Origin of the sequence: Porphyrobacter sp. TH134 (assembly GCF_002855495.1) — a bacterium.
GTDB lineage: Bacteria > Pseudomonadota > Alphaproteobacteria > Sphingomonadales > Sphingomonadaceae > Erythrobacter.
In genome coordinates this window covers 1-1,169 of record NZ_PKRO01000101.1, presented here as the reverse complement: position 1 = coordinate 1,169, position 1,169 = coordinate 1, and the positions used below count along the sequence as shown (strand labels likewise).

Below are 1,169 nucleotides of genomic sequence, written 5' to 3'. Positions count from 1 at the left end.
TGCTCCCCGCCCCTGAAATCATCGCACGGTCACAACGAGACACCTCGTAACACTGGGTGTCGCCTTAGCTCGTAACACTGGGTGTCCATTGACACCGTCGAGCCCGCCATGGCGCAGGTCGTCAAAACCTATGCCGCAGGCGTTGCGTTCGAAGGCATTGCCGCAGGCCGTGACGGGACCCTCTATCTTGCCGCCAACACCGGCCTCGATTTCACGCGCAGCGCGTACTACCACGATGCCAACGGCCAGATCATCGCACGCCGCACCGATGGTAGCGAAAGGGTGCTGTTCACGACGCCTACCGGGTCGACTGCGGGCGTGATTGTCGCCGCGCCGGATGGTACGATCTTCATGACCAGCAACGGTGATCAGCCGGGTATCTGGCGCCTGTCTCCGGGTGCCGATGCGGTGAAGATCGCCACCTTGCCCAGTGGCGCTTGGCCAAACGGGCTCGATTTCGGCCCCGACGGCATGCTCTACACTGCAGACAGCAATCTGGCTCAGATCTGGCGGATCAATCCTGCCACGGGCAAGACCGAAGTGGCGCTGCGCGACAAGCGCCTGGCCGCCCGCCCTGTCGTCGCTCTTGCGCCCGGCGCCAACGGGGTGCGCTTTGCGGGGCAGGACATGATCGTCACCGTGTCGGATTCGACGGAAGTCTTGAAGTATCCCCTCGGCACGGACGGACGGTTCGGCGCGCCGGCGCTCATCGCCCGCGGCATACCCGGGGACGACTTTGCCATCGGTATGGACGGGGCGCTGTTTGTCACCACTCATCCGTATGACACAGTGGTGAAAATCGCCCCTGATGGCCGCCGCACGATCATCGCAGGTTCACGCCAGAACATCATCGGCGCCACGGCCGCAGCCTTCGGCACGGGACCGCAAGATGGTGACATCCTATACGTCGTCACCGATGGCGGGGCGTTCACGAAGGGCGACACGGCGCAGGGGCAGCTGGTCGCGCTCCGTCCGTACGGTCGAGCAAAATAGGTAGCGCGGCTGCCAATGGGAACGTTGGCCGGGGAATGATTGCAAGGTGCCAATGCAATCATTCCCCGACCTCAGCGTAGGTCGCGTCCCGGCAGGTGGTGTAGGTTATGAGGGTAGCGCTGCTGGCCGGACGCGCGCTTTCGATATTGCGCTGTAGCGTCCGGCCAGCAGCGCGG

1 protein-coding gene is annotated in these 1,169 nt (G+C 64.0%); it reads left to right on the top strand.

Features of this window, described 5'->3' with window-relative positions; all coding sequences use genetic code 11:
* Positions 1–81 precede the first annotated feature (81 nt).
* Positions 82–993: an SMP-30/gluconolactonase/LRE family protein gene (locus C0V72_RS16105; protein WP_143704652.1), complete on the top strand. Its 912-nt coding sequence runs from the start codon at positions 82–84 to the stop codon at positions 991–993.
* Positions 994–1,169 lie beyond the last annotated feature (176 nt).